Here is a 19,275-nt window from a genome sequence, read left to right as displayed (position 1 = left end):
TAACTTCATGATCAACGCGATGGGGTGGGGGTGCGGAGGGTGCTGCGTTGGACGGCTCGGCTGATGTCGCTGGGGGAGATGATCCCGGTTAGGCGGCCGTCTTCGGTTACCACCAGGGCTCGGCCGTCGGCGCACTCGGTGAGCCGGGGGAGCAGGTCGTTGAGCTGTTCATCGGGCTTCGCCAGCACCAACTGGTCGGCGCGGCAGGCCACCTCGGCCAGCGTGGTCGACGCCCTCCGGTCGGCTGGCACGCCGCGCACCCGGTCGACGGTGACCAGGCCGGTCGGCCGGCCGTCCTCGGTCAGCGGCAGCGCCGAATGCCGGTACGCGAACAGGTAGTGGTCGACGAAGTCCGCGACCGTCATCTCCGCCGAGGCGGTCTGCGGCTGCGGGGTCATCACATCGCCCACCCGGATCCCGCGCAGCGCGGTGCCGGTGCGGGCCTGCCGTTCCTCCATCCCGGCCGCGCCGATCAGGAACCAGCCGATCAGCGCCAGCCACAGCCCACCGAAACCGACCCCGGACAGGAACTGCCACAGCCCCAGGCCGATCAGCAGCACCCCCAGCACCCAGCCGGCCCGGGCGGCGACCACCGACGCCCGGGTCCGGTCACCGGTGGCCTTCCACACCGCGGCGCGCAGCAACCGTCCACCGTCCAGGGGCGCGGCCGGCAGCACGTTGAAGATGGCCAGCAGCACGTTGATGCCCGCCAGCCAGGCCACCGCCCCGAACAGCAGCCCGCTCTGCCCGGCCAGTGCGAGCAGCGCCGCGACGGCACCGAAGAACGCCCCGATCAGGAGGCTGACCAGCGGGCCGACGCCCGCGATCCGCAACTCCGCGCCCGGGTCACGCGGTTCGCCCCGCAACTCGGCGACACCGCCGAACAGCCACAGCGTGATGCCGTCGACAGTCAGCCCGTTGCGCTTGGCCACCACCGCGTGCGACACCTCGTGGGCGAGCAGGCCGACGAAGAAGACCACCGCCGCCGCCAGCCCGGCGAGGGTGTACGCCAGCGGCGAGTGATCGGGGTACGAGCGGGGGAACTGGTTCGCGGCCAACCCCCACGCGATCAGCGCGAAGATGACCAGCACGCTCCAGTTGACGCCGACCGGCACTCCCGCGACCCGGCCAAGCCGGAAGCTTGCCCTCATCCCGGCCCCATACCCCTACTTGGCCTGCCCATGCCAGTCGACGAGGTGGCGGCTCGGTTGGTGTGATCGGTCGACCATGCCGAGCGAACATCTGCCCACGTTCACAGCGGGCCGGCCGGGCACCCTCGCGGTGATACCCCAACGGGGGACGCCACACCTCTGAGCTGGCGGCCTGTCAGCGGCGGGGGGTCTCGCTGGCGATGGTGGCCTCCCGGGGCAGCGCCGCCGCCCGCAGCGCCCAGTCCAGCGCGTAGTCGGCGATCTTCTCCCAGCCGTCCTGCCCGACCGTGAAGTGCGAGCGGCCGGCGAACTGCTCGTACGCGGTGAGGGCGCGGGACTTCTGGTAGAGCCCGGCGTTGGCGCGGACCACCGACGCCGGCACCACGTGGTCGACCTCGCCGGCCATCAGCAGCAACGGTGCCCGGTCGTTACGCCCGACGTCGACCCGGGCTGGTGAGCGGGGGTCGAGGTTGGCGAACGCACCCTCGAAGTAGACCCGCCCGGCACCGGGGACGGCGTAGCGTTGCCAGGCCCGGTCGGAGTCCTCCCGGCTCATGGCGTTGCCGAAGGTGTAGGCGAAGTCGTCCGGGGTGAACGGGACGGCCTTGTTGCGGTTGGCGGGGCTGCGCAGGATCGGGAAGCCCGATCGGAGCTGACTCAGCGGCACCTTGAGCACCCCCTTCACCTGCGCGGGGTGCACCCCGACCGCCGCCGCGCTGAGGCCCCGGTCGACGAGGATCTGGGTGAACAGGCCGCCGAACGAGTGCCCCATGATGATCGGTGGTCGGGGCAGCGCCCGGATGATCTTGTCGTAGTGCGCGACGATCGTGGCGATGCTCTGCTCGGCGATCGGGCTGGGATCGTCCCGCAACTGCTCCACCGACCGGTCCATCCCGGGCCAGGCGGGTGCGATCACGTGCATGCCACGCTCGGTGTACCGCTGCGCCCACCCCTCCCAGCTGCGCGGCGTCATCCAGAGCCCGTGGATCAGCACGACCGTGTCGACCTGGCCCTGCGGCGTGGCACCCATCTCGTCCCCCCGGTGTCGCGGCATCCGGGGCAGCGGTTACCCGCTGCCGTGCCGGGAATTCCTCCGCCGGTTGCTCGCCTCGACGGGTCGCGTTCGGGGGCGGACGTGGCAGTGAGCGTGATGACACAGGGGCATCGTGATGACTCAGGGGCATCACGCTCGTCGCGGTGTTTGCTCGTACGGAGGTCACTCTCCGTGTCGTCCGGACCCTGACAAATGTCACGGCCGGGAGGTGACGACCGCTCCGGGCATCGGGGTACGCCCCGCCGGAGTATCAGTGCCATGACCAGTACGCATCCGGCTGTCGAGTTGGACGGCCTCAGCAAGAGCTTCGGCGCGGTCACCGCTGTCGACGGGTTGAGCCTGCGGGTACAGCCCGGCGAGGTGGTGGCGTTCCTCGGCCCGAACGGGGCGGGCAAGACCAGCACCATCGACATGCTGCTCGGGCTGTCCCGCCCGGACGCCGGCACCGTCCGCGTCCTCGGCGGCACCCCGGACGACGCGGTGGCCCGGGGTCGGGTGGCTGCCGTCCTGCAGACCGGCGGGCTGCTCAAGGACCTCACAGTGGGCGAGACGGTGCGGATGACCGCCCACTTCTACCGGCACACCCGTCCGGCGGCGGAGGTGCTGGAACGGGCCGGGATCACCGACATCGCCGATCGGGTGGTCGGGCGTTGCTCGGGTGGTCAGCAGCAGCGGCTGCGCTTCGCGTTGGCCCTGCTGCCCGACCCGGACCTGATGGTGCTCGACGAGCCGACCACCGGCATGGACGTCGAGGGTCGGCGGGACTTCTGGCAGGCCCTGCGCCGCGACGCCCGACGTGGACGGACCGTCATCTTCGCCACCCACTACCTGGACGAGGCGGACGCGTACGCCGACCGGATCGTGCTGGTCCGGCAGGGACGCATCGTGGCCGACGGCACCACCGCCGAGATCAAGAACCTGGCCGCCGGCCGTACCGTGCGGGCCACCCTGCCCGGCGCCGACCAGGCCGTGCTCGCCGCACTGCCCGGCGTGGACGCCGTGGAGGTACGCGGCGACAGCGTGCTGGTGCGGACCGGGGACTCGGACGCGGTCGCCCGGCACCTGCTGACCCGGACCGCCGCCCGGGACGTCGAGATCACCTCCCGCAACCTTGAGGACGCTTTCCTCGCCCTGACCACCACGCAGACCGGAGCCTGAGATGACCACCTCCACCTCCACCCGCCCCGGTGTCACGGCACCGGACCGTCGACTGCCCGCGCTGGGCGGGTTCGCCCCGGGTGCCCTGGGTATCGAGCTGCGCCGGGTGCTGCGCAACCGCCGCACCCTCGCCTTCACGCTGATCATGCCGGGGGTCTTCTTCCTCATCTTCGGCCTGCCGCAGGGCGGGCAGTCACTGGACAATGGTCGCCCGGTGACGGCGTACGTCATGATCAGCCTGGCCGTGTACGCGGCCATGGTGGCGACCACGAGCGTCGGTGGTGCGGTGGCCACCGAACGGGCGCTGGGCTGGAGCCGACAGTTGCGGCTCACCCCGCTGCGCCCGGCGGCGTACGTGGCGACCAAGCTGATCACCGCGATGAGCCTGGGCCTGCTCGCGGTCGTCATCGAGTTCCTGGTGGGCGCCGTGGCCGGCGTCCGCGTCCCGGCGTACGTCTGGCTGCTGTCCGGGCTCGCCGCCTGGGTCGGCTCGCTGGTCTTCGCCGCCTTCGGTCTGTTCATCGGGTACCTGGCGCCGGCCGAGAACGTCATGCAGATCATCGGCCCGGTGCTGGCGGTGCTGGCCATGTTCGGCGGGCTGTTCGTCCCGGTCGAGGTGCTGCCGGACGTGCTCCAGCAGGTCGCGACGTTCACCCCGGTGTACGGCATGGGTGTGCTGGCTCGCGCCCCCCTCACCGGCGACGGGGTGAGCATGGCGGCGGTGGTCAACCTCGTCGTCTGGGCACTGGTCTTCGGCGTCGGCGCGGCCCGGCTGTTCCGCCGGGACACCGCGCGGGTCTGACCGGCCGGGCCGCTAGCGTGAACCCGATGGACCTCTCGACGGGGCAGCCCTGGCCGGTGAACCGCCACTGGCGGTTCACCGGTTGGCTGCTGGCCGCGGTCTGGCTGTTCTTCCTCAACGTGCCGCTCGCCACCGCGCTGCGCCAACCGGAGCCGTGGCGACGGATCCTCGGTGTGGCCGCCCTGGTCGTGTTCAGCATCGGCTACGTGCTGCTGTTCCAGTGGGCCCGCAGGCTGCGTCAGTCGCTGCTGCCGATCCCGGCGGGCCGGGCGCGGGTCGCGTTGGCGCTGCTGTTCGCGGTGGGCTTGGCCAGTCTCCCGGGCACCGGCGGGGACTGGCTGGCCACCGTGGTCTACGTGGCCGCTGCGGCGGTGTTCCTGCTGCCGCGGTGGGAGGCGTTGGCCACCGTGCTGCTCTGCGCGGTGACCCCGGTGCTGGCGTCCTGGCTGGTGCCGGGGTGGGAGGCGGAGAAGGGCATCGTCTTCGCCGTGCTGCTCGCCTCGTTCGCCATGTTCGGGTTCTCCCAGTTGGCTCAGCGCAACAGCGAACTGCGGGCCGCCCAGCAGGAGATCGGCCGGCTCGCGGTCGCCGAGGAACGGGCCCGCGCCGCCCGCGACCTGCACGACATCCTGGGGCACTCGCTGACCGTGGTGGCGATCAAGGCCGAGTTGGCCGGCCGTCTGATCGAGGTCGACCGGGACCGGGCCGCCGCCGAGATCGCCGAGGTGGAGGCGCTGGCCCGGGCCGCGTTGGCCGACGTGCGACAGACGGTCGGGGCGTACCGCGAGGTCAGTCTCGGCGCGGAGCTGGCCGGCGCCCGCTCCGCGCTGGCCGCGGCGGGCATCGCGGCGGACCTGCCGGTCGAGCTGCCGGAGCTGCCGGAGGAGTGGGACCGGTTGTTCGGTTGGGCGGTACGGGAAGGGGTGACCAACGTGGTCCGGCACAGTGGGGCGCGGTGCTGCGTGATCCGGGTGCATCCGGATCGGGTCGAGATCAGTGACGACGGGCGCGGTCCGTCCACTCCCGACGCCAGTGGGCACGGGCTGGTCGGCCTGCGGGAGCGGGCGCGGCGGCTGGACGCGGTGGTGACCGTAGGTCGCCGGCCGGAGGGTGACGGTTTTCTGCTGCGGGTGCACACTCCGGAGGAGGGCCGGTGAGCGGCGGTCCGACGCCGATCCGGCTGTTGCTCGCCGACGACCAGGCGCTGGTCCGGGGTGCGCTGGCCGCCCTGCTCTCGCTGGAGGAGGACCTGACAGTGGTCGCCGAGGTCGGTCGCGGCGACGAGGTGGTGCCCGAGGCGCGACGCAGCGCCCCGGACGTCGCCCTGCTGGACGTGGAGATGCCCGGCCTGGACGGGATCGCCGCCACCTCGGCGTTGCGGGTGGCGCTGCCGACCTGCCGGGTGCTGGTGGTGACCACCTTCGGTCGGCCCGGCTACCTGCGTCGGGCGATGGAGGCCGGTGCGAGCGGGTTCGTGGTCAAGGACACCCCGGCCCGGCAGCTCGCCGACGCGGTCCGCCGGGTGCACGCCGGCCTGCGGGTTGTCGACCCGACGCTGGCCGCGGAGACCCTGGCCACCGGCGCGAGCCCACTGACCGAGCGGGAGACCGAGGTGCTGCGGACCGCTCGGGGCGGCGGCACCGTCGCCGACCTGGCCCGGGCCCTGCACCTGTCCGAGGGGACGGTCCGCAACCACCTGTCGGCGGCGATCGGCAAGACCGGTGCCCGCAACCGGGCCGACGCCATCCGGGTCGCCGAGCGGAACGGCTGGCTGCTCGGCGAGTGACCGGGTGTGCCGACGCTCAGGCGGTCGGCGGCGGCGCGGCCAACTGGTCGACCACCACCACGCTGCTGCCGGGGCGGACCTCGGCGAGCAGCTCCCGCTGCCCGGATCGGGTCAGCCGGATACAGCCGTTCGTGGTGTTCTCGCCCAGCTCGTCGTCGTTGTGCCAGGTGTGTACGCCGATGTGCGCGCCGCGCAGCCCGTCCGGCACCGACTCCGGGTCGTCCGGCACCGAACCGAGGGCGTAGATGTCCACCCCGCCGTAGACCGACTCCGGCGGTGGGGTGCGGCCCAGGATGAAGGTCCGCCCGAGTGGAGTCTCCTGGCCGGACTGCCCGAGGCTGACCTCCCAGGAGCGCACCGCCTTGCCGGCCCGGTACCAGGTGAGCCGGTGGGCCTTGCGTTCGACGACGATCTGGTCGCGCAGCGGTACCGTCTCGAACCCGCCGGGTGGCAGCCAGGCGAGCCGCCGGTTGGCCGAGGGCAGCAGGACGGCGGTCCAGCCGGCCCGCCGCTGGGCGATCGGCATGGTCAGCTCGACACCGCGGATCGTCGGTTCGAGGAAGGCGCGCGGACGACCACCGGGCGCGTCGTACGCGGCGATCCGTCTGGTCGGGTGCGCGCCTTCGGTCAGCGGCGTGACGTCCATGGTGGCCGGATCGGCGGGGAACCCGCGGGGTGCCGGGTCGTAGTCGACCACCGGCAGCCCGTCCGGGGCGGGTGCGGCCGGGAGCACCGACTCGTCCGGGCTCTGCTCCACACTGCTCGGGGTCGGGTCGGCCACCACCACGTTGCGGTCGTCGGGGGCCGTCGAGCTGGGGGTGAGGGCCTGGCCGACCAGCAGCGCGGTCACCAGCAGCGCGGGTACGCCGATGGCGGCGGTCACCCAGACGCCGCGACGGCGGGATGGAGTCTTTCGGTCAAACGACACGAAATCACTCTATGGTGGCGATTACGCCGGGGCCCCCGGTTCGGCGAAATCCGCCGCCCGGAGGCCCCGATCGACTCAGATTCGTGCGCCGATGTGGATGGCCACGGCGTCGTGAGCGGGCACGTTGGCCGCGAACCAGCCGTTACCGTCCACCGTGATCACTGGGCCGCTGCACGTGCCGCCCGCGTACGTGCCGTGGATGACGTCGCAGTACCGGCCGGCGGGCAACCCCGTGTAGTAGGAGCGGCCGTTCACCGCGGCGTCCTCGTCATTGACGGTGATGAAGCCCTTGCCGCTGCGGCTGAACGCGATGTGGTTGTTGCCGTTGTCGTACCAGTTGGCCACCCCGGCGCCCTCGGTGGCGTTGCGGAAGCCGACCATGTTGGCGATCACCGGCCAACGGTGCTCGCACTCCCAGCCGGAGTAGCAGGTGGTGTTGAGCGTCTTGTTGGCCCCGTCGGACGGCGGGCCGGCGTCGCGGCTGCTGAAGGTGTAGCTGGACATGACGGTGGGGGAGCCGTACGGCCAGGCCAGCATGAAGGCGTTCGCCAGGGCGTAGATCCCGCGGTCCTTGTAGGTCAACACCCCGCCGGAGTCGCGCTGGGTGTCGTGGTTGTCGACGAACACCGAGGCCGGGCCGGTGGGCAGGTGCCCCCAGCCCTCGCCGAAGTTGCGCAGGTACGCCAACCGCTCGGAGCGGAACACCCGGGCCAGGTCCTTGCCGTAGCGGAACTCGTGCACGTCACCGTTGCCGGTGTACTCGGTCGGCTGGACCGGCTCGCCGGCACCGTGGATGACCTCCTGCACGATGTACGCGGAGCGGGACAGCTTGCCCCTGATCGCGGCGATGTCGGCGGCCGGCATGTGCTTGCTGGCGTCCATCCGGAAGCCGTCGACGCCGAGTGAGAGCAGGTCGTTGAGGTACGAGGCGATCTTCGTGCGGACGTAGTCCGACTCGGTCTTCAGGTCCGAGAGGTTGACCAGTTCGCAGTTCTGCACCTCGTACCGGTCGTTGTAATTGGCGATGTCGTCGCCGCCGTTGCGCCCGCAGTGATGGAAGTCCTGGGTCTGGTAGATGCCCGGGTAGTCGTAGTGCGAGTAGGACGAGCCGGCCCAGCCGGTGCCGCCGTTGTCCTGACCGGACATGTGGTTGATCACCGCGTCGACGATCACCTTGACCCCGGCCGCGTGGCAGGTGTTCACCATCGACTGGAACTGGGCCCGGGTGCCCTTGCGGGACTCGATCCGGTAGCTGACCGGCTGGTACGCCAGCCACCACTGGTTGCCCCGCACGTGCTCCTGCGGGGGTGAGACCTGCACGTAGCCGTAGCCCTTCGGGCCGAGCGTGCTCTGGCACTCGCTGGCCACCGAGGGCCAGTTCCACTCGAAGAGCTGGACGATGACCTTCTTGGCGCCGGACGGGGCGGCGACGGCCGGGGGTGCCGTCACTGTGGTGGGGACGAGCAGGCTGGCGATCAGGCCGAGGGCGAGGAGCGCCGAGCCGTGTCGACGTCGGTGCATGGGGACTCCTGACGGGAGCGGGGGTGGTGGTGCGGTGGGGGAACGCCGGGTTGCCGGAATCTTGCAACCCTGGCTGAAATTTGCTGAAAGGTTACAAGCGTGTTGCAGGGAGTGTCAATGCATGCACGTTCGTCACTGTCCCATCTGGTGGGTGGGAGCGGGGTGCAACGCACGGCCGTGCCCCTCGGTTCGATCCGGGCCCAGAAATTTTTCGCGGCGGGTGATCCGCGCGCCCTGCCGGTCCGTACTGGATGGGGGAGCAGGGGTCGGCCGGTGGTACGCCGCCGCGAGACGATCGAGGAGCAGATGGCCCGGGCACAGCAGGACAAGCAGGCGACGACGGTCCGGACCACCGCCAGCAGTCGGGGGGTGCGCACCCCGTCCCGGTCGGCGAGCGCCCTGCTGATCGCGTCGGTGCTCGCCGCGCTCTGGGCGGCGATCATGCTGACCGGCACCGGTCAGACGGCGTACGCGTACGGCTTCTTCTTCACCGAGTTCTTCGCCGGGGTGGTCTCCCTGGTGTCGTTGAGCCTCACCGTCATGCTCGGTCTGCTCGCCACCGACCGGCTGGTGCTGCGTATCCCGCACCGGGTGCTGATGCAGTCCGCGCACCGGGCCACCGGTGTGCTGGGGGTGGCCGGGCTCGGCTTTCACGTCCTCACCAAGATCGGCACGGGGCGGGCGGCGGCGACCGACGCGCTGGTGCCGTTCGTCGGCGGCCGGGGCCTCTACGTCGGGCTCGGCACCGTCGCCGCGCTGCTGATGGTCAGCGTGATCTGGACCGGCATCATCCGCGCCCGCTTCGCGGGCGTCGGTCCGAGGTGGCTCTGGCGCGCGCTGCACTCGACCGCGTACCTCGCCTGGCCCTTCGCCATCGTGCACGGCCTCAACGCCGGTCGGGCCGCAGCGCCCTGGGTGATGTTCAGCTACCTGGGCTGCGTTCTGCTGGTGGTGCTGGCCCTGCTGGTCCGGTTCTCGGTCACCCTCGGTCGGCGCAGCCGTGAGCAGCACCAGGCAGCGGTGCGCAACGCGGTGATGGTCGGCCGGGCCGAGGAGGCGAAGACCGCCCGGTCGCTGCTGGCCGGATTGGGTCGCCGCCCGAAGGCCGCCGACAAGCGTCCCGCCTGGGCGGAGACCACCACCGCCACCTGGACGGCCCCGCCCGCCCGCCGCGACCCGGAACGGTTCACCGTCCCGGTGGTGCCCGAGCCCGGCTCGCTCGTCGAGCCGACCCGGCCCAGCCGACGCCGACGGGAGGAGGAGCCGGCGGCCTACCGCGACACCGAACGGTCCTCGCGCGGCCGGCGCGCCGAGGAGGAGCCGACGCCCCGCCGCTCGGCCCGCCGTGGCGTGGACGAGACCGACACCCGTCGGCGCGACGAGGAGGAGGCCGAGCCGGTGACCCGGCGGCGCGCCTCGCGTACCCGCGACGAGGCCGTGCCGACCGGACGGCGCCGCGCCGAGGAGCCGGCCGCCGAGCGTTCCCGTCGCCGGTCCCGCAGCGAGGACGACAGCAGCCGTTACTCGGCGCCGCCGCTGCCGGCGCTCACCGAGCCCGAGGAGCCGTGGGACAGCCCGCGCCGCTGGCAGGGCACCGAGCCGATCTCCGCCGGCCCGGTCTCCGCCGAGCCCATCTCCGCCGGCCCTGTCTCCGGCAGCCCGATCTCGTCGGCGCCGCGCAGCGGCAGCGGCCGGCACAGCGCCGAGGACGACCTGCCCGAGGAGCCGGACTACTGGCGTCCGCCGGCCCGGTACGTGCCGGACGAGGTGCCGCCCGTCGACGACACCCCGACCCTTGTCGACCTGGCGTCCCGCCGCGCCAAGCGGGCCGCTGGCGAGGGCCGGTCCAAGCGTCGCAAGGCCAGCGCCGACGCGGTGGACGGGGCGTACTGGGCCGGGCTGCGGGGTGAGGCGAAGTGATGCGCACCGCCGTGCCACCGGTCGCCTGTGTGGGTGAGCCCCGGCTCACCGCCGGCTTCGCCGAGTACGGTCGACTCGACCTGCTCGCGCACGAGGAGGTGCACGGACCGATCGGCCCGATCGAGCCGGCGCAACTGCTCCGGCTCGCCGAGGGCATGCAACTCAAGGGCAAGGGCGGGGCAGGGTTCCCGTTCGCCCGCAAACTCCGCGCGGTGCTGGAGTCCTGCGAGCGGCAGGACCTCGCCGCCGTGGTGGTGGTCAACGCCACCGAGGGGGAGCCGGCCAGCTGGAAGGACAAGGTGCTGCTGACCCGCGCCCCGCACCTGATCCTGGATGGCGCGGCGCTGGCCGCGTACGCCCTGGACGCCGACGAGATCGTGATCGGCGTGGCGGACGACGGCGTCGGCCGGGACTCGCTGATGGACGCCCTCGACGAGCGCCGGATGCCGGTGCAGACAACGATCGTCACCGTGCCGCACCGGTTCATCTCCGGCGAGGGCGGCGCACTCGTCAACGGGATCAACGGGTTGCCGCACATCCCGCCGGGCACCAAGAAGCGCTCCAGCGACTCCGGGGTCAGCGGCCTGCCCACCCTGCTGTCCAACGCCGAGACGTACGCCCAGCTCGCTATCGGCGCCCGACTGGGCCCGTACGAGTACGCGGCGCTCGGCACCGACGACGAGCCGGGCACCGTGCTGCTCACCGTGACCGGCGCGGCCGGTCGACCGGCCGTGGTGGAGTGCACCGCCGGCATGCCGCTGCGCGACGTCCTCGACCTGTGCGAGGTGCCGGACGTCCAGGGCATCCTGATGGGCGGATACCACGGCAAGTGGATCACCCCGGAGGCGGCGGAGAAGGCCGAGGTCTCCCGCAAGGGTCTGGCGGCGGTCGGCGGCACGCTCGGCGCGGGCATCATCGTCCCGCTCGGCGTCGACACCTGCCCGCTCGGCGAGGCCGCCCAGGTGGTGCGTTACCTGGCCGGTGAGTCCGCCGGGCAGTGCGGACCGTGCAAGATGGGCCTCCCGGACCTGGCCCGCGCGGTGGACCTGGCCGTCGCCGGCAGCCAACCGGCCGACGTGGTGCGGGCCGCCGCCGGCGAGGTGAAGGGCCGCGGCGCGTGCAGCCACCCCGACGGCACCGCCCGGTTCGCGCTCTCCGCGATCGAGGTCTTCGCCGAGGACCTGCGGCTGCACAGCACCGGTGACGGCTGCGGCCGACGGGTCAAGGGCGTGATGGGGCTGCCGGGCGCACCCGACGCAAACCCGCAGAAGCTCACCCTGGACTGGTCGCGCTGTGACGGGCACGGCCTGTGCGCGCACGTCGTCCCGGACTTCATCCGCCTCGACGCGAACGGATATCCGGCCTTTCCGGCCACCCCCGTGCCGACCTGGCTTCGGGAGGGGGCGCTGAAGGCGGTCAAGGTCTGCCCCGAGTTGGCCCTCCGACTCGCCAAGGCCGAGTAGGTAAGCCTCAGGTCCAGCAAGGGTCCCTTCCGGACCGGAGACGGAGAAGCGGATGCGGATCAGCAGGACGTGGACAGCGGCCGGGCAGCTGAGCCGCCGGGCAGCGGCCGGGCAGCTACGCCGCCGGGCAGCGGCCGGGCAGTTGAGCCGCTGGACAGCGGCTGGGTCGGTACGCCGTGGCGCCGCCGCCGGGGCGCTCGTGGTGGCCCTGTTCGGCGTCGCCGCCTGCACCGGCACCGCGCCGGGCGGACCCGCCGCCGCCGGATCGGCCCCGGCCCCGACCGGTGCCGCGCCGACCGGGACACCGCCCTCGCCGACCGGCTCGGCCACCGGCGGACCACCCGCCGCGCCAGCGCAGGTCCCGGACGTGCTGCGCTTCACCGGGACCACCCTCGGCGGGGCCGCGTTCGACGCGGCGCAGCTCGCCGGCAAACCGGTGGTGCTGTGGTTCTGGGCGCCGTGGTGCGCCACCTGCGCCAGTCAGGCCTGGACGGTGGCCGAGATCGCCCCGAAGTACCGGGACACCGTGCCGATCGTCGGCGTCGCCGGGCTGGGTGAACGGAAGGCAATGAAGGAGTTCGTCACCGAGTTCGAGCTCGACGGCACACCGCAGATCGAGGACAGCAGGGGAGTGCTCTGGAAGCGGTTCAAGGTGACCGAGCAGAGCATCTTCGTGGTCATCGACCGCAACGGCGCAATCGTCCACCAGGGATTCCTGGACGGTGAGGCGCTCACCGCCCGGGTCGCCGCACTGGCCGGGGCGTGACCGGCGCACTGCTGCTCGCGCTGACCGCCGGCATGCTCGGCGCGGTCAACCCGTGCGGCTTCGCGTTGCTGCCCGCGTACCTCTCGCTGTTGGTCGCCGGGACGTCGGACACCCGCGGCGCGGTCGGCCGCGCGCTCACCGCGGCGGCCGGGCTGACAGTGGGGTACGTGCTGGTCTTCGGCGCGTTCGGCCTGGCGCTCGCGCCGCTGGCCGGCTGGCTGCGGCCCCGGCTGCCGTGGCTGACCGTGACGCTCGGTGTGCTGCTGCTGGTGGCCGGCTGCTGGTTGCTCGCCGGTCGGCGGCTGCCCACCCCCGGCTGGTCCGCCCGGGCGCCCCGACTGACCCGGTCCTGGCCGTCGATGGCGCTGTTCGGCGCGGCGTACGCGCTGGCGTCGCTCGGCTGCGCCATCGCACCGTTCCTGGCCATCGTGGTGACCAGCCTCCAGGCCGGCTCGACCGGTCAGGGGTTGGCGCTGTTCGGCGCGTACGCCCTCGGGATGGGTCTGGTGGTCGCGGTCGCCGCGCTCGGGGTGGCGCTGCTGCGCGACGGCCTGGTGGCCCGGCTGCGCGTCGCCGGTGCGCTGGTGCCCCGCCTCAGCGGCCTGGTGCTGCTGCTCGCCGGCGGTTACGTCGCCTGGTACGGCTGGTACGAGCTGCGGCTCGCCGCCGGTCAACGCGACGCGCTGCACGACCCGGTCATCCGGGTGGCCGCGCAGGCCCAGCGAGCCCTGGCCGACACTGTGGACCGGGCCGGCCCAACGGTCCTGCTGGCCGCACTGGCCGCCCTGTTCCTCCTGGCCGCGCTCCTGTCAAAGCGCGCCCACCGCCCGACCCCGCCCCTAGTTGATCATGAAGTTATTGCCCCGACACGCCGAGGTGAGGAGCAATAACTTCATGATCAACGGCAGGGGTGGGGGTGGAGACCTGAGGTAACGCGTTGGTCTTGACATAGGGAAGCGATCATCGGAGGCTGGCTGACAACGTTGTCACACCGAAGGACCACCATGCGTATATCCGAATTCGAGTTGAGCAGGCGGCGGCTCCTCATCCTTGGCGGCGCTATCGGCGCTGGACTCGCCATCGCCCGACCCACCGCCGCCCAGGCCGGGCCAGCCGCCACCACGCCACCGGCTGCGGCCACCGGCCCGGTTGCCGACACCTACCACGCGCTGCTGCTCGCCCACACCCGGTGGGCCGAGGAGCAATGGGATCCGGCGATCAACGCGTACCGCCTCGCGGACTTCAGGTTCGCGGTCGTCCTCGGTAACGCGGTCCTGCTCATCTCGCCCGGGTACGACCCGGCGGCAGCGGGCGTCGACAGGGACACGCTGCACGCCCGTACCGTCGCCACCATCCGCCGGTTCGCGGCCACCAACCGGCTCACCGGCGGCACCGAGTGGGGCCGACAGCTGTTCTGGGACAGCACCTTCGAGCTGTACTTCGTCCTGGCCGCCCGACTGCTCTGGTCCGACCTGGACGAGGTGACCCGCACCAACGTCGACCGCATCGCCCGCGGGCAGGCCGCGTACGCCCACTCCCTCGGCACCGGTAACGACCCGCTCAGTGGCGGTTGGACACCGAACGGCCTCACCGGTGGCTGGATCGGTGACACGAAGCTCGAGGAGATGGGGGTCTACGCCCAGGCGATCGCGCCGGGCCTGGCCTGGGCGGCGGACGACCCCGCAGCCCCGGCGTGGCGCGAGCGGTTCCTGACGTGGATGCTCAACGCGAGTGGACTACCGGCAGCCGACCGGGCCAACGCCGCCGTCGTCGACGGGCGGGCGGTCGCGGACTGGAACACCGCCCACAACGTCCACGACACGTTCCTCGTCGAGAATCACGGCTCCTTCGGCCCGCACTACCAGGAAGAACTGTGGCGCACCGCGGGACGTACCGCGGCGCACTTCCTGACCGCCGGCCAACCGCTCCCCGAGGCACTCACCCGGCAGCCCAACGGCGCCGAGCTGTGGCGGACCATGCGGCTGCTGGCCAGCGATGCCGGCGAACCCTTCATGCCGATGGTCGCGGACCGCTACCACCTGTACGGCCGGGATGTCCTGCCGCTCGCCTTCCTCGCGCAGGTCCAGGGCGACCGGCACGCCGCCCGGGCCGAGGCGGACCTCGCCGACCGGCTCATGCCCTACCTGAACTACCCGCCCGAGAATCGGCTCACCAAGTTCAGCGGCGAGCCGAAGTACGAGCCCGAAGCCCGGGCCGAACTCGCCATCAGTTATCTCTTCCACGCCTGGCGGGCAGCCAACGGCGGCGTGGTCCAGCCGGTCGCCAGCACCACGTACTTCGCGGCGGCGGCCGGCACCCGGGACTTCGGGGAGCAGGCCGGGCTGACCGCCCACCAAACACCGACGGCCTTCGCCGCGGCGGTCAGCAAGACCGGATTCGTCTCGTTCCAGTGGGCCCCCGCCCACGACAACTGGCTGTTCGACACCCGGGCCGCCTCGCTGCTGCCGAGGCAGTCCGCGCCGGTCCTCGGCCGCACCTCCGCCGCGTACACAGCGGCCCGCGACGGTCTCGACGCCACGGCTACCGTTCTCCGCGTCGCCGGCGGCACCGCCGGGTATGTCACGCTGCCCACCGGTACGGTCGTGTACACCACCACCGGCACCGGTGCCGACGAGGGCACGCTCACCCTGTTCAACCTGAACATGCCCGGCGTACCCGGGCTCACCGGCACCCGTACCTTCACCGGTGAACAGGGGTCCGTCACCCTGGCCGGACAATCGGGTGTCGGCGACGGCGGCACCGACCAGATCAGCTTCCCGCCTCGCTCAGCCAGGTACGTGCGGATGCTCGGCCGATCCCCCGCCAACCAGTACGGCTACTCGCTGTTCGCCTTCGCCGTGCTCGGCGCCGGCGGGGTCGATCGCGCCGTCGGCCGGCCCACCACGGCCTCGTCCGCCGACCCCGCCTACCCCGCTTCGCGCGCGACCGACGGCAACCCCGGCACCCGCTGGGCGGTCGCCCGGGAGGAACGCGCCCGCGCTGACAGTTGGCTCGCCGTCGACCTCGGCGAGGCGGTCGACATCAGCGGCGTACGCCTGGACTGGGAGGCCGCGTACGGCACCCGCTACGTCATCCAGACCTCTCTCGACGGCACCGACTGGAGCGACGCGGCGGTGGTGCCGGACAGCCCGACCATCGCCGGCTCCTGGCTGGACATCGACGGACGGGCGGGTCTGGTGGTCCACAACGCCCGGAATCCGATCACCGTGACCGCCACCACGGTCACCCTGTCCAGCGGACCGGCCACCGGCAGCACTCGGCTGGTCATCGAGGGGTACCCGGGCGCGAGCAGGTCGGCCCTGGCCGCCGCGGCGTCGCGAACCCTGCCCAGCGGCGGTCCGGAGGCGTTGCGGGTGAGTGACGCGGACGGATACCTGAGCCTGTTCAACCTGTCCGACGACGACATCACCACGGCGGTCGTCACGCTTGCGCAGCCCGCCACGCTGCGGCTGTACCACGGAAGCCAGGTCACCGGATCGGGAACCACGGCCTACCAGGTCGACCTTGCCGCCGCGACCGCACGCGTCGAGCCGCCCCGGTTCACCGTGACCGCGGCACAGCCGGAGAAGGCGATTCCCGCCGGTACCCGGTTCGAGGTCACCGACTCGCACCATCTCCGAATCACCGCACCCGCCGGGCACACCGTGAAGGTGCAGGTGGAGTCCGCGGCCGGTGGCGCCCGACAGCGGGTGACGGTCCCCGCCGGACACCGCAAGGACGTCGCGTTCGCGGGTGGGACGGTGACGCCGATCAACGACCTGGCCCGGTCCCGGACGACCTACCCGACGTCACCGCTCCCGGCCGGCATGACCGACCCGTCGGCCGCCGTCGACGGCGATCCGGGGACCGCCTGGCAACCCGGCCCGAACGGCCGAATGGTGATCGACCTCGGATCGCTCCAGGAGCTGGCATCGGTCCGCCTGACCTGGACTCCCGGTCGGCGGCGGGCGGTCACCGTGGCCACCTCGGCCGACGGACTCGGCTACGCGGCGGTCGCCTCGGTGCCGAAGCCGAAACCCGAGACCACCATCTCGACCAGCTCGTCCGCCCGGTACCTGGCGGTCGAGGTCGCCGACTGGCAGCCCGGTGACGCCCGGCTGACCTCCGTGGAGGTGTTCGGTGCCTGAACCGGCACCGCCTGTCCGCGCAGGAGCCGGAACAGCTCCGCGTCGGGATTGATCACGGCGTCATACCCGTGGCCCGAACAAACGGGGGCGGGACCGGTGCGTCCGCACCGGTCCCGCCCCCGTCGACGCTTCGGGGGCCGGCTAGCGCAGGGGGGTCAGACGGTCGGTGCCCAGGCGCTCCTGGAGGACCTTCGGGACCAGGACGCTGCCGTCGGCCTGCTGGTACTGCTCCAGGATGGCCGGGAAGAGCCGGCTCGTCGCCAGGGCGGAACCGTTGAGGGTGTGCACGAAGCGGGTCTGCTTGCCCCCCGGCTCGCGGTAGCGGATGGCCGCCCGACGCGCCTGGTAGTCGCCGGCCCAGGACACCGACGACACCTCCTTGTACTTGCCGGTGCTCGGCATCCACACCTCGATGTCGAGGGTCTTCTTCATCGAGGCGCTGGCGTCACCCGCCGAGAGCAGCGTGCGCTGGTAGTGCAGGCCGAGGCCCTCGACCAGGCTCTCGGCGTGGGCGAGCATCTCCTCCAACGCGGCGTCGGCCTGCTCCGGGAGGGTGAACTGGAAGATCTCCACCTTGTTGAACTGGTGCCCGCGCACGGTGCCGCGCTCGTCCGAGTGCGAACCGGCCGACTCCCGCCGGTAACACGGGGTGTACGCGAACGCCTTCAGCGGCAGCTTCGGGGTCTCCAGGATCTCGTCCTGGTACGCGCCGAGGATCGCCGTCTCCGACGTGGGCAGCAGGAACTGGCCACGCGGGGCGGACGCCGCATCGAGGTGGTAGACGTCGTCGTAGAACTTGGGGAACTGCCCGGCGGCGAAGCCGGCCGAGTCGAGCAGCAGGTGCGGCGGGAGCAGGAACTCGTAGCCGGCCCTGATGTGCTGGTCGACGAAGTAGTTGAGCAGCGCCCACTCCAGCCGGGCGCCGATGCCCGTGTAGATCCAGAAACCGGAGCCGCCGAGCTTGACGCCGCGCTCGTAGTCGACCAGGCCCAACGCCCGGCTCAGCTCCACGTGGTCGCGGACCTTCTCGATCACCGGAGGCTCACCGAAGGTCTTCACCACCCGGTTGGCTTCCTTGCCGCCGGCCACCACGTCGTCGCTGGGCAGGTTGGGCAGCTCGCTCATCGCGTCCCGCAGCCGGGCCTGCACCTCGTCCAGCTGGGACTCCAGGTCGGCGAGCTGCCGACGCTCCGCCTCCGGCGCGGCGACCTGCGGCTCCTCGCCGGCCCGCTTCGCCTGCGCGTACGCCCGGGCCTCGGCCTTGCGGCGCTGCCGCTCGGCGTCGATCTCCGTGATCAGCGCGCGTCGTTCCTGGTCGAGCCGCTGGATCTCGTCCAGGGATCGGGTGACCTCGGCGGGATCCAGACGCTTCGCCAGCGCGGTCGCCACCGCCTCGCGATCCTTCCGGATCAACTCCATGTCGAGCATGCTGCTCCGTACGCCTCCGTCCGGGGTCACTGGTGGACCACCAGATGCTACCGTCGCGGGCTTTTCCGCCCGGGACGGGGAGGTTCTAGAGCCGGATCGGCATCAGCACCGAGTAGGTGTCCGCGTCGTCCGGTCGGCGTACGGCCAGCGGGGCGATCGGCCCGTCCAGCTCCAGCACCAGTTGCGGCGCGCCGGCCGCGTTCAGCGCGTCCAGCAGGTAACCACCGTCCACCCCGACCCGCAGCGCGTCGGTGCCCAGGTCGGCGGCGGGTAGCAGCCGCAACTCGCCCCGGCCGTCGACGCCGAGCACGGTGACCGCACGGGTCGTGCCGTCATGGTCGTGGGCGACGGTGGGGGCCGCCGGGTCGGCCAACGCGGCGCGCAGGGTGGCCACGTCGACCGGGATCCGCCGCGCGGTCGACCGCTCGCCGACCGCCTTGCGCAGCAGGCGCCGGTAGTCCGGGAAGTCGTACGGCAGCGCGGTGCCGGTCACCGTGCCCTCGGCCACCCGCACCCGCAGGTCCGCGCCCGCCACCGTCAGCCGGACCGGCCAGGCGTCGGCGGCGTCGAGCAGTGGCCGGAGCTGGTCGACGAGGGCCACCGGCACGAACACCCGCACCGGCGGGCCGTCGACGTCGGCAGCGGCCCGAGCCAGCGCCAGTCGGTACCGGTCGGTGGCGACGAGTCGGACGCCGTCGGTCTCCACGTCGAACAGCACGCCGGCGAGCATCGGCAGCTCCGGATCGACGCCGACGGCGAACCGCACCGCGTCGAGCGCGGCGGCCAGGGCGGCGGGGGAGACCAGGAGCGTGGTGGCCGTCGGCGGGGCCGGGTCCACCAGGGCGCGGAGCCGGTCGACCTCACGGCGGGCGTCGTCGAGTCCGTCGGCGAGCCGGCGCAGGTGCGCGTCGAGCAGTTGGTGCACCACGGCCGGTTCGGCGCGTACCGCGGCGGCGATCTGCGGCACCGGCATGCCGATCCGGCGCAGCCCGGCCACCAGCCGGGCCGGGGCGACCTGCTCGTCGGTGTACCAGCGGTAGCCGGTCACCGGGTCGACCAGGGCCGGCTCCAGCACGCTGGCCGAGTCGTAGAAGCGCAGGGCGCTGACCGTCAGGCCGCTGGCCCGGGCCAGCTCGCCGATGCTGTGCAG

The 19,275-nt window shown here is 72.5% G+C and carries 15 protein-coding genes; 9 read left to right on the top strand and 6 right to left on the bottom strand.

What is annotated here, in order from left to right; genetic code table 11:
* Window positions 1–11 precede the first annotated feature (11 nt).
* Together QSK15_RS18915 and QSK15_RS18910 are read right to left on the bottom strand one after the other, a co-directional pair.
* Complete coding sequence (locus QSK15_RS18915; RefSeq protein ID WP_285795474.1) at window positions 12–1,151, bottom strand: site-2 protease family protein; 1,140 nt, start codon at window positions 1,149–1,151, stop codon at window positions 12–14.
* 175 nt (window positions 1,152–1,326) lie between these two features.
* Window positions 1,327–2,181: an alpha/beta hydrolase gene (locus tag QSK15_RS18910; RefSeq protein WP_285795473.1), complete on the bottom strand. Its 855-nt coding sequence runs from the start codon at window positions 2,179–2,181 to the stop codon at window positions 1,327–1,329.
* Between the two features lie 282 nt (window positions 2,182–2,463).
* On the opposite strand from QSK15_RS18910, the gene QSK15_RS18905 reads away from it, so the two are divergent.
* The 4 genes from QSK15_RS18905 to QSK15_RS18890 are packed head-to-tail and all read left to right on the top strand — an operon-like array spanning window position 2,464 to window position 5,951.
* Complete coding sequence (locus QSK15_RS18905; RefSeq protein WP_285795472.1) at window positions 2,464–3,363, top strand: ABC transporter ATP-binding protein; 900 nt, start codon at window positions 2,464–2,466, stop codon at window positions 3,361–3,363.
* A gap of 1 nt (window position 3,364) precedes the next feature.
* On the top strand, window positions 3,365–4,165 hold the full coding sequence (locus QSK15_RS18900) for an ABC transporter permease (protein ID WP_285795471.1): 801 nt from the start codon (window positions 3,365–3,367) through the stop codon (window positions 4,163–4,165).
* A 26-nt stretch (window positions 4,166–4,191) separates the two neighbouring features.
* Window positions 4,192–5,322 carry a sensor histidine kinase gene (locus QSK15_RS18895; protein WP_285795470.1) on the top strand — a complete coding sequence of 377 codons (1,131 nt, stop codon included), beginning with the start codon at window positions 4,192–4,194 and terminating at the stop codon, window positions 5,320–5,322.
* On the top strand, window positions 5,319–5,951 hold the full coding sequence (locus tag QSK15_RS18890) for a response regulator transcription factor (protein ID WP_279518784.1): 633 nt from the start codon (window positions 5,319–5,321) through the stop codon (window positions 5,949–5,951). The genes QSK15_RS18895 and QSK15_RS18890 overlap by 4 nt, the downstream gene beginning before the upstream one ends.
* Before the next feature lie 16 nt (window positions 5,952–5,967).
* On the opposite strand, the gene QSK15_RS18885 is transcribed toward QSK15_RS18890, so the two are convergent.
* Window positions 5,968–6,879 carry a L,D-transpeptidase gene (locus QSK15_RS18885; RefSeq protein WP_285795469.1) on the bottom strand — a complete coding sequence of 304 codons (912 nt, stop codon included), beginning with the start codon at window positions 6,877–6,879 and terminating at the stop codon, window positions 5,968–5,970.
* A gap of 75 nt (window positions 6,880–6,954) precedes the next feature.
* The gene (locus tag QSK15_RS18880) at window positions 6,955–8,400 is read right to left on the bottom strand and encodes an alpha-amylase (protein ID WP_285795468.1); all 1,446 of its coding nucleotides are present in this window, start codon (window positions 8,398–8,400) and stop codon (window positions 6,955–6,957) included.
* Between the two features lie 117 nt (window positions 8,401–8,517).
* Between QSK15_RS18880 and QSK15_RS18875 the strand changes: the two genes are divergently transcribed.
* From QSK15_RS18875 to QSK15_RS18855, 5 genes are all read left to right on the top strand, one after another.
* Window positions 8,518–10,320: a ferric reductase-like transmembrane domain-containing protein gene (locus QSK15_RS18875; protein ID WP_285795467.1), complete on the top strand. Its 1,803-nt coding sequence runs from the start codon at window positions 8,518–8,520 to the stop codon at window positions 10,318–10,320.
* Window positions 10,320–11,783: an NADH-quinone oxidoreductase subunit NuoF family protein gene (locus QSK15_RS18870; RefSeq protein ID WP_285795466.1), complete on the top strand. Its 1,464-nt coding sequence runs from the start codon at window positions 10,320–10,322 to the stop codon at window positions 11,781–11,783. The genes QSK15_RS18875 and QSK15_RS18870 overlap by 1 nt, the downstream gene beginning before the upstream one ends.
* A 52-nt stretch (window positions 11,784–11,835) precedes the next feature.
* A complete protein-coding gene (locus QSK15_RS18865; protein ID WP_285795465.1) occupies window positions 11,836–12,549 on the top strand; it encodes a TlpA family protein disulfide reductase in 714 nt (237 codons plus the stop codon).
* The gene (locus QSK15_RS18860) at window positions 12,546–13,439 is read left to right on the top strand and encodes a cytochrome c biogenesis CcdA family protein (protein WP_285795464.1); all 894 of its coding nucleotides are present in this window, start codon (window positions 12,546–12,548) and stop codon (window positions 13,437–13,439) included. The genes QSK15_RS18865 and QSK15_RS18860 overlap by 4 nt, the downstream gene beginning before the upstream one ends.
* Before the next feature lie 114 nt (window positions 13,440–13,553).
* On the top strand, window positions 13,554–16,697 hold the full coding sequence (locus tag QSK15_RS18855) for a discoidin domain-containing protein (protein ID WP_285795463.1): 3,144 nt from the start codon (window positions 13,554–13,556) through the stop codon (window positions 16,695–16,697).
* Between the two features lie 141 nt (window positions 16,698–16,838).
* Here the strand turns inward: QSK15_RS18855 and serS are convergent, their stop codons facing one another.
* On the bottom strand, window positions 16,839–18,125 hold the full coding sequence (gene serS, locus QSK15_RS18850; RefSeq protein ID WP_285795658.1) for a serine--tRNA ligase: 1,287 nt from the start codon (window positions 18,123–18,125) through the stop codon (window positions 16,839–16,841).
* A gap of 85 nt (window positions 18,126–18,210) precedes the next feature.
* A complete protein-coding gene (locus QSK15_RS18845; RefSeq protein WP_502889631.1) occupies window positions 18,211–19,275 on the bottom strand; it encodes a DNA polymerase III subunit beta family protein in 1,065 nt (354 codons plus the stop codon).

Origin of the sequence: Micromonospora sp. NBRC 107095, from assembly GCF_030269705.1 — a bacterium.
GTDB lineage: Bacteria > Actinomycetota > Actinomycetes > Mycobacteriales > Micromonosporaceae > Micromonospora > Micromonospora parva.
The sequence above is the reverse complement of the archived record's forward strand: the minus strand, read 5'-3'. Positions and strand labels throughout refer to the sequence as shown.

Coding starts and splice junctions, on each gene's coding strand:
- QSK15_RS18870 (WP_285795466.1), top strand. CDS start 10,320: ATGCGCACCGCCGTGCCACCGGTCGCCTGTGTGGGTGAGCCCCGGCTC.
- QSK15_RS18855 (WP_285795463.1), top strand. CDS start 13,554: ATGCGTATATCCGAATTCGAGTTGAGCAGGCGGCGGCTCCTCATCCTT.
- QSK15_RS18880 (WP_285795468.1), bottom strand. CDS start 8,400: ATGCACCGACGTCGACACGGCTCGGCGCTCCTCGCCCTCGGCCTGATC.
- QSK15_RS18905 (WP_285795472.1), top strand. CDS start 2,464: ATGACCAGTACGCATCCGGCTGTCGAGTTGGACGGCCTCAGCAAGAGC.
- QSK15_RS18910 (WP_285795473.1), bottom strand. CDS start 2,181: ATGGGTGCCACGCCGCAGGGCCAGGTCGACACGGTCGTGCTGATCCAC.
- QSK15_RS18865 (WP_285795465.1), top strand. CDS start 11,836: ATGCGGATCAGCAGGACGTGGACAGCGGCCGGGCAGCTGAGCCGCCGG.
- QSK15_RS18875 (WP_285795467.1), top strand. CDS start 8,518: ATGCATGCACGTTCGTCACTGTCCCATCTGGTGGGTGGGAGCGGGGTG.
- serS (WP_285795658.1), bottom strand. CDS start 18,125: ATGCTCGACATGGAGTTGATCCGGAAGGATCGCGAGGCGGTGGCGACC.
- QSK15_RS18895 (WP_285795470.1), top strand. CDS start 4,192: ATGGACCTCTCGACGGGGCAGCCCTGGCCGGTGAACCGCCACTGGCGG.
- QSK15_RS18915 (WP_285795474.1), bottom strand. CDS start 1,151: ATGAGGGCAAGCTTCCGGCTTGGCCGGGTCGCGGGAGTGCCGGTCGGC.
- QSK15_RS18900 (WP_285795471.1), top strand. CDS start 3,365: ATGACCACCTCCACCTCCACCCGCCCCGGTGTCACGGCACCGGACCGT.